Raw genomic sequence first — 10,568 nt, 5'->3', positions numbered from 1 at the left:
CCGGAGTTGCCGACACGGGCCGGTAACTTCTGCCTCCTGCAGCACCGGTCGCCGTGGGTCCCGTGTTTCCGGGACTGGGCTTCGGCGGTGCAGCACCAGTCCGGAGTTGCCGACACGGCGAGCGCCGCACACGCAGGTCCGGGCCGGGGCCGGGGTTGAGGCCGGGGCCGGGGCCGGCGTCGGCAGCGGCACGTTCCGACGGCGGTGGCGCACCCGGGAATGCCACGCCCCACCCTCCGGTTCACCGAAGTGCATGCAAACGCATGCAGATGTTCTAAGGTGGAGCAATGCAGTTCGGAATCTTCAGCGTCGGCGACATCACGACCGACCCCACCACCGGCGTCACCCCGACCGAGGGCGAGCGTCTGAAGGCGATGGTCACCATCGCGAAGAAGGCGGAGGAGGTCGGCCTCGACGTCTACGCCGCGGGCGAGCACCACAACCCGCCCTTCGTGAACTCGAGCCCGACGACCCTCCTCGCCTACATCGCCGCGCAGACCGAGCGCATCGTGCTCAGCACGGCCACGACCCTCATCACCACGAACGACCCGGTCAAGATCGCCGAGGACTTCGCGCTGCTGCAGCACCTGGCCGGCGGTCGTGTCGACCTCACGCTCGGTCGCGGCAACACGGGCCCGGTCTACCCCTGGTTCGGCAAGGACATCCGTCAGGGCATCAACCTGGCGATCGAGAACTACGCCCTGCTGCACCGTCTCTGGCGCGAGGACGTCGTCGACTGGAAGGGTCACTTCCGCACCCCGCTCCAGGGGTTCACGGCGACCCCGCGTCCGCTCGACGGCGTCGCGCCCTTCGTCTGGCACGGCTCGATCCGCAGCCCCGAGATCGCTGAGCAGGCCGCGTACTACGGTGACGGTTTCTTCGCCAACCACATCTTCTGGCCCGCCTCGCACACGAAGCAGATGGTCGAGCTCTACCGCAGCCGCTTCGAGCACCACGGGCACGGGCGTGCCGACCAGGCGATCGTCGGTCTCGGCGGTCAGGTCTTCCTGGCAAAGAACTCGCAGGACGCCAAGCGCACCTTCCGCCCCTACTTCGACAACGCCCCGGTCTACGGCCACGGCCCGTCGATGGAGGACTTCACGAGCCAGACCCCGCTCACCGTCGGCAGCCCGCAGGAGGTCATCGACCGCACGCTCGGCTTCCGCGACTACGTCGGCGACTACCAGCGCCAGCTCTTCCTGATGGACCACGCCGGCCTGCCCCTGAAGACCGTCCTCGAACAGCTCGACATCCTCGGCAGCGAGGTCGTGCCCGTCCTGCGTCGCGAGTTCGCCGTGAACCGTCCGGTCCACGTGCCCGACGCCCCCACGCACGCCTCGCTCGTCGAGGCCGCGACCCGGGCGTCGCAGTCCACGACCGCACCCACCGCGCACGACGCGCTCACCGCGTCGTCCGCCCGCTGAGACACGCAGGAGGCGCGCCATGAGCACCAAGAAGATCGTCGCCCTGTCCGCGGGGCTGAGCCAGCCCTCGTCCACCCGTCTGTTGGCCGACCGCCTGGTCGAGGCCACCACGCGTGACCTCGTCGGCCGCGGCTCGTTCGTCGAGGTCGAGGTCGTCGAGCTGCGTGACCTCGCGCACGAGGTGACGGACGCGATGCTCACCGGCTTCGCGCCTCCTGCCCTCGCCGAGGCGCTCGAGAAGGTGACGAGCGCCGACGGCGTCATTGCGGTCACGCCCGTCTTCTCGTCCTCGTACAGCGGCCTGTTCAAGTCGTTCGTCGACGTGATGGACCACAAGGCCCTCACGGGTACGCCCGTGCTGATCGGGGCGACCGGTGGCACGGCCCGTCACTCGCTCGCCCTCGAGTACGCGGTGCGACCCCTGTTCGCCTACCTCCAGGCCGTCGTCGTGCCCACCTCGGTGTTCGCGGCGTCCGAGGACTGGGGAGAGGGCGACGGCACCTCGACCACGCTGCCCGAGCGCGTGACGCGTGCCGCGGGCGAGTTCGCCGAGCTCGTCGCCCGGCACGAGGGCGCTCTCGACGACCCGTTCGCCGCGGTCGTCCCCTTCGACGAACAGCTGCGACGCCTCGCCGTGGGCGGCGACGACCCACAGCCCTGAGACGTCGGACGAGGAGGCGCGGTGCCGGTCTCGACCACGTCCCGTCCGCCGGGGCATGAACCGCGCCTCCTCGGCGTTGCCCATCGTCAGACCCCAGGAGGACCGATGACCGACAGCACCGACAGCACCGACAGCACCGCCGGCGCCACCCGCACGCCCGAGGACGCGGCCGCGCAGGCCGAGCTCGATCGCTTCCACACCCTGCGCCGCACCCGCGTCCTGTCGCCGCAGGGCCCGCTCGCCCTGACCGGTACGCAGTGGGTCGACCTGGAGCAGACCGTCTGGGGCGTGCCGGGCCGCTGGGCGCCGACGCCGCAGGGCGTGTCGGGACTGGCCCTGACGGCCACCGCCGCGGACGGCATCCACGTCGACGGCGACCTGGTGGACGGCACCGTGATCGTGGCGGGTGACGACTCCCCGGCCCCGAGCAGCCTCCGGTTCTCGGAGACCACGACCGGCACGGTGATCGCGAACGACGACCACACCGGCTACGCCCTGCGCGTCTGGGACTCCGCGTCGGACGCGGTCACGGGGTTCGGCTCGATCGACGCCTTCCCGTTCGACCCGGACTGGGTCGTCACCGCCGACTTCGTGCCGACCGCGGCGGATGCCCAGATCGACATCCGCCACCAGAAGGACCTCGACCTCAGTCGCCCCAAGCCGCTGCCCGGTCTCATCCGGTTCACGCGCGACGGGGTCGACCACGAGCTCGCCGCCTTCCCGTCGGGTGACGGCGACCGGTTGCAGCTCGTCTTCGGCGACGCCACCAACGGTGACAGCACCTATTCGGTCGGGCGGTTCCTGTTCCCGACCCCGAACGGCGACGGCACCATCACGCTCGACTTCAACAGGGCCGTCCTGCCGCCCTGCGCCTTCTCGTACGCCTTCAACTGCCCGATCCCGCCGGCCCAGAACCGGTTCGCGACGGCCGTCGAGGCGGGCGAGAAGAACGTCCTCGACTCCGCCGGGCACCCGCTGCACTAGGAACGGGCCGACGGTGTCGGCGCGGGGTGGGATGATCAGGCGGTGTTCTTCCTGCTGCGTCGCCTGCCCGACGGCGACGTCGAGCTGACGCGGTACGAGCGTGGTGCGTCGGGCCGTCTCGAGGTGGTGGGCGTCGAGACGATCGCCGCGTCCGACCTGCCGACGCGCGTCGCCGGGCTCGAAGGCGAGGCCTCGCCGCGCTGGGTCTGGGACGACACCCCGAGGTGGTACCCGCGCCTCCTCGACGCCGGGATCACGGTGGCCCGCTGCGTCGACCTCCGCCTCGTGCACGCGATCCTGCGGCGGTCGACGGCAGCGCCCGGCTTCCCGGTCGGAGGCGCGGCCCCCGGCCCGTGGGACGTCGCCCAGGCGGTGCCCGGCGAGTCCGACGGCCTCTTCGAGGTCGTGCCCGAGTCGCTGCCCGACCCGGCGGGCGAGTTCCTGGCCCAGCGAGAGGCGATCGAGGCGTCGCCGACCCGCGGTCGACTCGAACTGCTCGTCGCCGCCGAGTCCACCGGCGCGTTGATCGCGGTCGAGATGCGACACCGAGGCATCCCGTGGTCACCCCGGGTGCACGACGAGCTCCTGACCGCCGCGCTCGGGCCGAGGCCCTCCCCGGGTGAGCGCCCGGCTCGCATGCGTGCTGCCCTCGACGAGGTGCGACAGGCCCTCGACGCCCCCGACCTCAACCCCGACTCACCGGCCGAGTTGATCCGCGCCCTGAACCGTGCCGGTGTCCTGGTGCAGTCGACGCGCCAGTGGGAGCTCCAACGGCACGAGCACCCCGCGATCGAGCCGCTGCTGCGCTACAAGAAGATGCAGCGGCTGCTCGTGGCCAACGGCTGGGCCTGGCTCGACGCCTGGGTGCACGGCGGGCGCTTCCGCCCCGACTACGTGCCGGGCGGCGTCGTGACCGGTCGCTGGGCCACGAGCGGAGGAGGCGCGCTGCAGCTCCCCAGGGCGGTCCGAGGCGCCGTCGTGGCCGACCCGGGCTGGAAGCTCGTGGTCGCCGACGCCTCGCAACTCGAGCCGCGCATCCTGACCGGGTTGTCGGGCGACCGCTCGATGGCGCGGGCGGGGTCCGGCGACCTCTACGAGGGAATCGTCGCCAGCGGAGCCGTCGCGACCCGCGCCGAGGCCAAGGTCGCCATGCTCGGCGCGATGTACGGCGCGACCCAGGGCGAGAGCGGCCGGCTCGTGCCGCGCCTGGCCCGACGGTTCCCCGACGCCATGGCATTCGTCGAGACGGCGGCCCGCACGGGCGAGGCCGGGGGAGTCGTCGACACGCTGCTCGGACGCAGCTCACCCCGGCCTTCCGACGATCCGGATGCCGCCGGTGGTGCCGAGGCGGGCGCCCTGCCGCCCGAGATGGGCGTCCGGCCGGCCGATCGCGACGCGCGCTCGTGGGGGCGGTTCACCCGCAACTTCGTCGTCCAGGGCACCGCCGCCGAGTGGGCTCTCTGTTGGATGGGCGCGCTGCGCCGACGTCTCCACGTGCGGTGGGGGACCGGCGTCCAGGCACCCCACTTCGTGTTCTTCCTGCACGACGAGGTGGTCGTGCACGCCCCCGCCGCCGCGGCCGACGAGGTCGCCACGCTGGTCGCCGAGAGCGCGGTCGAGGCCGGCCGACTGCTGTTCGGCGACGCCCCGGTCACCTTCCCGGTGACGGTCGCCGTCGTGGACGACTACTCCCAGGCGAAGTGACCGCGCGGCACGTCCGAGACGGCGTCTTCATTCGCAGGTGTTACACAGTTGTGATTTCTCAGGCGGGTCGGTCATAATTCACAGAACGGGCTCCGGTCCGTGTACCACCGGGCCTCGGCTCGCACAATCGAAGAACGCACACGAATCACGTCTGACAGGTCGATGGGGAAGTCGCACCTGAACCAGATGGAGGAATCGTGGCTGCTGCAACCGCTCGGGGAGTGCTCTACGTGCACTCGTCCCCTCGTGCACTGTGCCCACACGTCGAGTGGGCCGTCGGTCGTGCCCTCGGGCACGGCGTGAACTTCGCCTGGGTCGACCAGCCCGTGCTGCCCGGTGCCCAGCGCACCGAGTTCTCGTGGCAGGGCGACGAGGGCTCCGGCGCCCGCATCGCCTCCGCGCTGCGCGGTTGGGAGCACCTGCGCTACGAGGTGACCGAAGACCCGGGTGAGACCCACGACGGTGGTCGGTGGATGCACTCGCCCGACCTCGGCGTCTTCTTCGCGCAGACCGACACCGCCGGCAACACGGTCATCCCGGAAGACCGCATCCGCTACGCCATGGACATCGCGGGGTCGAACGCCCTCGAGCTGCACCGCGAGCTGCGTCTCGCCCTCGGCCAGGCCTGGGACGACGAACTCGAACCGTTCCGCTACAGCGGCGAGGGCAACCCCGTCGTCTGGCTGCACAAGGTCGGCTGACCCGCTGCGGCCCGGTGACGTGCGGCCCGGGCGCACCAGGTGACGACGCAGGAGGCGCGGGTGGCGTGATCACGCCACCCGCGCCTCCTGCGCTGCTCGCCTCGGTCAGACCGAACGGAACCCGACGACGGCGTTGTGGCCGCCGAAGCCGAACGAGTTGCTGATCGCGACGATCTCGCCCTCGGGCAGAGGGCGGGGCTCGCCGACGACGACGTCCATGTCGATCTCGTCGTCCATCTGCGTGACGTTGATCGTCTGCGGTGCGACGCGCTCGTGCAGCGCCTTGACCGTGAACAGCGCCTCGATGCCGCCCGCACCGCCGAGCAGGTGACCCGTGGCCGCCTTGGTCGCCGAGACGATCAGCTTCGAGGTGTGGTCACCGAACACGCGCTTGATGGCGTGGTACTCGGCGATGTCGCCGACCGGGGTGCTCGTCGCGTGGGCGTTGACGTGGACGACCTGGTCGCGGTCCACCCCGGCGTTCTCGAGGGTGGCGATGACGGCCCGGGCCGCACCGGTGCCCTCGGGGTCGGGAGCGGTGATGTGGTACGAGTCGCTCGTGACCGCTCCGCCGATGAGTTCGGCGTAGATGCGGGCCCCGCGGGCCAGGGCGTGCTCTTCCGTCTCGAGCACGAGCGCGGCGCCGCCCTCGGCGAGGACGAAGCCGTCGCGCGTGACGTCGTAGGGACGCGAAGCCGTGGCGGGGTCGTCGTTGCGCTTCGAGAGGGCCTGCATGGCGGCGAACGAGGCCAGGGGCATCGGGTGGATGGCCGCCTCGGAACCGCCGGCGACGGCGATGTCGGCGAGGCCGGACTGCAGGTGCTCATAGGCCATGGCGATCGACTCGGTGCTGGAGGCGCAGGCCGAGACGACCGTGCGGGCTCCGGCGCGTGCGCCCAGGCTCATCGAGATCGCGGCGGCGGGGCCGTTCGGCATGAGCATGGGGACGGTCATGGGCAGGACGCGTCGCGGGCCCTTCTCGCGCAGGGTGTCCCACCCGTCGAGCAGCGTCCAGACGCCCCCGATGCCGGTGGCCCAGTCGACGATGAAGCGCTCGGGGACGACCTCGGGCGAGCCGGCGTCGGCCCAGGCCTCGCGGGCGGCGGTGAGCGCGAACTGGCTCGACGGGTCGAGGCGCTTGATCTCTCGACGGTCGAGCACGTCGGCGGATGGGGTGCGTGCCTGGCCGGCGAAGGTGACGGGCAGCTCGTACTTGGCGACCCAGTCCTGCTCGAGCGTGGTGATGCCCGACTGGCCGGCGAGCAGGTTCTGCCAGCTCTCGGTGGCGGTGCCACCGAGCGGGCTCGTGGCGCCGAGTCCGGTGACGACGATCTTCTTGGTCATTGACGTTCCTTCTGGGAGGGCCGGTCGGTGGGCTGTGCCGATGTGGAACGACGCCGTGACCCGGGCTGCAGCCGAGGCTGGTGGCGTGGGGTCGACGGCGTCGAGGGCACAGCGGCGGGGCCCGGTCGCCCGAGGGGCGACCGGGCAGCCGACGTCTTAGTTCTGCGCCTTGTGGATGTACGTGACGGCGTCGCCGACGGTCTTGAGGTTCTTGACCTCTTCGTCGGGGATCTTGACGTCGAACTTCTCTTCGGCGTTGACGACGATGGTCATCATGGAGATCGAGTCGATGTCGAGGTCGTCGGTGAACGACTTGTCCATCTCGACGGTGTCGGTGGCGATCCCGGTCTCGTCGTTGACGAGCTCGGCGAGGCCGGCGAGGACTTCTTCGGTGGACAGTGCCATGGTGTTGTCTCCTTGAGGGGGTGTCGTTGTGACCGGGGTAAAGCCTATACAGCGCCCCGCGGTCGGGCGGGCAGCGGCGCGCTAGGGCAGCACGACCACCTGGGCGCCGAACACGAGTCCGGCACCGAAACCGATCTGCAGCGCGAGACCGCCGCTGAGTTCGGGGTGCTCGTCGAGCAGTCGGTGGGTCGCGAGCGGGATGCTCGCGGCCGAGGTGTTGCCGGTGGTCGCGATGTCACGACCGATCACGACGGACTCGGGCAGGCCGAGCTGCTTGGCGAATTCGTCGATGATGCGCATGTTGGCCTGGTGCGGCACGAAGGCCGAGAGCTGGTCGGCGGTGACGCCCGCGCGGTCGAGCGCCTCTTTCGCGACCTTCGCCATCTCCCAGACGGCCCAGCGGAAGACCGTCTGACCCTCTTGGCGCAGGGTGGGCCAGGGGATCTCGCCCGCGCCCTCGCGGTACTCGGTCATGGTGTTGGTCATGCCGATGGCGTCCCACTTGGAGCCGTCCGAGCCCCACACAGTCGGGCCGATGCCCGCGCTGTCGGACGGGCCGACGATCGCGGCGCCCGCCCCGTCGGCGAGGAGGAACGAGATCGTGCGGTCGGTCGGGTCGATGACGTCGCTGAGTTTCTCGGCGCCGACGACGAGGACGTACTCGGCGAGGCCCGACTTGACGAACGAGTCGGCCTGCGCGATGCCGTAGGTGAATCCGGCACAGGCGGCTGAGATGTCGTAGGCGGCGGCGGGGTTCGCGCCGACGCGCTCGGCGAGCAGCGACGCGACCGACGGCGTGACGACGCCCGCGCCGATGGTCGACACGAGGACTGCGCCGATCTGGTCGGGACGGATGCCCGACTTGGCGATGGCCTCGGTGGCGGCGGCCTCGGCGAGGTCGACGACCTTGACGTCCTTGCCCGCACGGCGACGGGTGACCACGCCGGTGCGCTGCTGGATCCACTCGTCGCTCGAGTTGATCGGTTCGATGATGTCGGCGTTCGGCACGACGTTCTCGCCGCGGGCGGCGCCGAGCGCGTAGATGCGGGTGAACTGCGCACCGGTGGTCTGGTTGAGCTGGGGGGTGGTCATGCTGCTCCCTCGATGAGGTCGACGGCGGCCTGCAGGTCGTCGGGTGTCTTGACGGCGACCGAGGGGACACCCCTCAGCGCGCGCTTGGCGAGGCCGGTGAGGGCTCCGGCCGGGGCGAGTTCGACGATGCCCGTCACACCGGCATCGGCGAACGACCGCATGGTCGCGTCCCACCGGACGGGCGACGAGACCTGACCGACGAGCAGCTCGACGAAGCGGGCCCCCGAGTCGACGGTGCTGCCGTCGTGGTTGGTCCAGAGCGTCAGCGAGGGGTCGGCGGCCGTGACGGTGGACGCAGCCGACCTGAGGCGCTCGACGGCCGGTTGCATGTAACGCGTGTGGAAGGCACCGGCGACCTGCAGGGGCACGACGCGGCTCTTGGCCGGCGGGTCGGCCGCCAGCTCGGCGAGGGCTGCGGTCTCGCCGGCGACGACGATCTGGCCGCCACCGTTGTAGTTGGCGGGGAAGAGGCCCAGAGCGTCCAGGCGGGCGAGCAGGTCGGCTTCGTCGCCGCCGAGCACGGCGCTCATGCCGGTCTCGACGAGGGCGGCGGCGTCGGCCATCGCCCGGCCACGCTCCGCGACGAGCGTGACGGCGTCGACGTCGGTCAGCACGCCGCCGACGGCCGCGGCGGTGAACTCGCCGACCGAGTGGCCCGCGACACCGGCCACCTTAGAGCGGTCCACGTGGCGGAAGAGAGCACGGGCGGTCAGGATGCCCGCCGCGACGATGAGGGGCTGTGCGACGGCCGTGTCACGGATCGTGTCGGCGTCGGACGTGGTGCCGTGGGCGACAAGATCGACGCCGGCCGCGTCGGAGAGCGACGTCAGCAGGTCGCGCTGGTCGGGGTCGGCCAGCCAGGGGTCGAGGAAACCAGGAGTTTGGGAGCCCTGACCGGGCGCTACGACAACGATCACTGGTCCATCATGCCAATGAGTCGCGGGTCTGCGGTGTAGCAACTCGACCAAAGATGCGCATGAACGTTGTCGAAGCGCACAGCCGGACCCTCGGGCGGCCCGACGGTCATTTGCGTCGGACGCCGGACCCGTCGGGGTCGGCGATCGATCCGAGCACGAGCGCGGACTGCAGGATGAGTGCCTCGCGGGCTCCGGTGGCGTCCCACCCGATCACGTCGGTGACGCGCTTGAGGCGGTAGCGCACGGTGTTCGGGTGCACGAAGAGTTCGCGTGCCGTGGCCTCCAGCGAGCGTCCGTTGTCGAGGTAGCACCACAGGGTGGTCAGCAGCTCGGTGGAGTGCGTCTTGAGCGGCTTGTAGATGCGGTTGACCAGCGTCGACCGTGCCACCGGGTCTCCGGCGAGGGCGCGCTCGGGCAACAGGTCGTCGGCGAGGACGGGGCGGGGCGCGTTGCGCCAGGCCCGGGCGACGGCGAAGCCGGCGAGGGCGGCCTTGGCGCTCTTCGAGGCGTCGACGAGGCTCGGCACCTCGTGTCCGAGCACGAGGTGCCCGTCGCCGAAACCGGGTTCGAGGGCTCGGGCGATCTCGGTGAAGCTGGGGTGCGTCGAGGAGGCGCTGCTCTCGTCGAGCGGGTCGGCACGCCCGATGACGAGCACCAGTCGACTGCCCTGCACGCCGATGAGCACGTCGGCCTCTCGGTGGCGGGCCGTGCGCCGCAGCATGTCGACGTCGAGCATCCGCGGAGCCGTTCCGACGAGAACGGCGACCTCGCCGTGACCGTGCCAGCCGAGGGCGGCGATCCGGCTGGGCAACTCGTCGTCGTACTCGCCACTGAGGATCGAGTCGACGACGAGGGCTTCGAGCCGGGCGTCCCAGAGGCCGCGGGCCTCGGCGGCCCGGGCGTACACGTCGGCGGAGGCGAAAGCGATCTCGCGCGAGTAGAGCAGGATCGCCTCGCGCAGCGAATCGTCGCCGTCCTTGACGCGTTCTTCGACGACCTCGACGGTGATGCGGATGAGCTGCAGCGTCTGGGTCAGGCTGACGGAGCGCAGCAGTTCACGCGGGGCGGAGCCGAACACGTCCGCCGCGATCCACGGGGTGGACCGGGGGTCGGCGAACCAGCTGATGAACGAGGTGATGCCGGCCTGGGCGACGAGCCCGACCGCCGAGCGGCGCCCAGGAGGCATGTCCCCGTACCAGGGCAGCGTCTCTTCGAGGCGCTTGATGGTCGCGGTGGACAACTCGCCCGAGACCGTCCGCAGCCACGCGAGAGTGCGCTCTTTCGTGGCCGCGGACGGCTGCAGGGGCGAGATGGGCACCCGCTCGGTGCTCACGGG

At 71.1% G+C, this 10,568-nt stretch carries 10 protein-coding genes; 5 read left to right on the top strand and 5 right to left on the bottom strand.

Annotated elements, in window-relative coordinates:
* Window positions 1–287 precede the first annotated feature (287 nt).
* The 5 genes from BIV04_RS02130 to BIV04_RS02110 all read left to right on the top strand — a co-directional run bounded on the left by BIV04_RS02130 (window position 288) and on the right by BIV04_RS02110 (window position 5,474).
* Window positions 288–1,424: an LLM class flavin-dependent oxidoreductase gene (locus BIV04_RS02130; RefSeq protein WP_071253735.1), complete on the top strand. Its 1,137-nt coding sequence runs from the start codon at window positions 288–290 to the stop codon at window positions 1,422–1,424.
* Between the two features lie 19 nt (window positions 1,425–1,443).
* Window positions 1,444–2,085, top strand: coding sequence for an FMN reductase (locus tag BIV04_RS02125; RefSeq protein WP_071253733.1), 642 nt, complete (start codon window positions 1,444–1,446; stop codon window positions 2,083–2,085).
* A 105-nt stretch (window positions 2,086–2,190) separates the two neighbouring features.
* Entirely contained in the window at window positions 2,191–3,069 is an 879-nt protein-coding gene (locus tag BIV04_RS02120; protein ID WP_071253732.1) for a DUF1684 domain-containing protein, read from the top strand.
* Between the two features lie 42 nt (window positions 3,070–3,111).
* Window positions 3,112–4,773, top strand: coding sequence for a bifunctional 3'-5' exonuclease/DNA polymerase (locus BIV04_RS02115; RefSeq protein ID WP_071253730.1), 1,662 nt, complete (start codon window positions 3,112–3,114; stop codon window positions 4,771–4,773).
* 197 nt (window positions 4,774–4,970) lie between these two features.
* Complete coding sequence (locus tag BIV04_RS02110) at window positions 4,971–5,474, top strand: DUF3145 domain-containing protein (RefSeq protein WP_071253728.1); 504 nt, start codon at window positions 4,971–4,973, stop codon at window positions 5,472–5,474.
* A gap of 105 nt (window positions 5,475–5,579) precedes the next feature.
* Here BIV04_RS02110 and BIV04_RS02105 read toward each other — a convergent pair whose 3' ends face one another.
* The 5 genes from BIV04_RS02105 to BIV04_RS02085 form a co-directional block, all read right to left on the bottom strand.
* Entirely contained in the window at window positions 5,580–6,818 is a 1,239-nt protein-coding gene (locus BIV04_RS02105) for a beta-ketoacyl synthase (protein WP_055972470.1), read from the bottom strand.
* Between the two features lie 156 nt (window positions 6,819–6,974).
* Window positions 6,975–7,223 (bottom strand): acyl carrier protein, encoded by a 249-nt coding sequence (locus tag BIV04_RS02100; RefSeq protein WP_043592609.1) that lies wholly within the window; start codon window positions 7,221–7,223, stop codon window positions 6,975–6,977.
* A gap of 81 nt (window positions 7,224–7,304) precedes the next feature.
* The gene (locus BIV04_RS02095; protein WP_071253726.1) at window positions 7,305–8,315 is read right to left on the bottom strand and encodes a beta-ketoacyl-ACP synthase III; all 1,011 of its coding nucleotides are present in this window, start codon (window positions 8,313–8,315) and stop codon (window positions 7,305–7,307) included.
* Window positions 8,312–9,232: an ACP S-malonyltransferase gene (locus BIV04_RS02090; protein ID WP_071253724.1), complete on the bottom strand. Its 921-nt coding sequence runs from the start codon at window positions 9,230–9,232 to the stop codon at window positions 8,312–8,314. The genes BIV04_RS02095 and BIV04_RS02090 overlap by 4 nt, the downstream gene beginning before the upstream one ends.
* A 106-nt stretch (window positions 9,233–9,338) precedes the next feature.
* Window positions 9,339–10,565, bottom strand: coding sequence for a CdaR family transcriptional regulator (locus BIV04_RS02085; protein WP_255364114.1), 1,227 nt, complete (start codon window positions 10,563–10,565; stop codon window positions 9,339–9,341).
* Window positions 10,566–10,568 lie beyond the last annotated feature (3 nt).

Source organism: Frigoribacterium sp. MCBA15_019 (genome assembly GCF_001864945.1).
Lineage (GTDB): Bacteria > Actinomycetota > Actinomycetes > Actinomycetales > Microbacteriaceae > Frigoribacterium.
The sequence above is the reverse complement of the archived record's forward strand: the minus strand, read 5'-3'. Positions and strand labels throughout refer to the sequence as shown.

What these genes read in the sequence shown, in the direction of transcription:
- BIV04_RS02130 (WP_071253735.1), top strand. Translation starts at nt 288, where the DNA reads ATGCAGTTCGGAATCTTCAGCGTCGGCGACATCACGACCGACCCCACC.
- BIV04_RS02125 (WP_071253733.1), top strand. Translation starts at nt 1,444, where the DNA reads ATGAGCACCAAGAAGATCGTCGCCCTGTCCGCGGGGCTGAGCCAGCCC.
- BIV04_RS02120 (WP_071253732.1), top strand. Translation starts at nt 2,191, where the DNA reads ATGACCGACAGCACCGACAGCACCGACAGCACCGCCGGCGCCACCCGC.
- BIV04_RS02105 (WP_055972470.1), bottom strand. Translation starts at nt 6,818, where the DNA reads ATGACCAAGAAGATCGTCGTCACCGGACTCGGCGCCACGAGCCCGCTC.
- BIV04_RS02100 (WP_043592609.1), bottom strand. Translation starts at nt 7,223, where the DNA reads ATGGCACTGTCCACCGAAGAAGTCCTCGCCGGCCTCGCCGAGCTCGTC.
- BIV04_RS02095 (WP_071253726.1), bottom strand. Translation starts at nt 8,315, where the DNA reads ATGACCACCCCCCAGCTCAACCAGACCACCGGTGCGCAGTTCACCCGC.